Raw genomic sequence first — 326 nt, 5'->3', positions numbered from 1 at the left:
GCCGCCCTCCCTCTGTCATTGCATCAACTTCGGCGGCAGCCCGCATGGCGGGGCCGCCGAACCGTGGACGCGACTTGGATGCTGAAGCGCGCTCTCCGCGGCGTTCACGCAGGATCGTGAGGCGGTCCTGGAGGATCTGCTCGAGCTCTTCAATGCTGCGCCGCTCCAGCAGCATGTCCCAGTGCGTACGGACCGGCTTGTCATTGCTGGTGTCGGGCTTCTCGCCATCCACCAGGAGGGCTTCCTTGCCGGTCTTGGAAACCCATACCGGAGGAACGTCGGCCTCGGCGGCGACCGTCACAAATACCCGTTCGCCATCCTCGCAG

Annotated in this window: 1 pseudogene; it reads right to left on the bottom strand. The window is 65.3% G+C overall.

What is annotated here, in order from left to right:
• Positions 1 to 79: 79 nt before the first annotated feature.
• Positions 80 to 326 (bottom strand): annotated as a pseudogene (locus SB754_RS19625) (RNA polymerase-binding protein RbpA); the annotation flags it as partial.

Origin of the sequence: Leifsonia sp. SIMBA_070, assembly GCF_046534635.1 — a bacterium.
Classification (GTDB): Bacteria; Actinomycetota; Actinomycetes; order Actinomycetales; family Microbacteriaceae; genus Leifsonia.
This window is presented reverse-complemented; position numbering and strand designations above follow the sequence as displayed.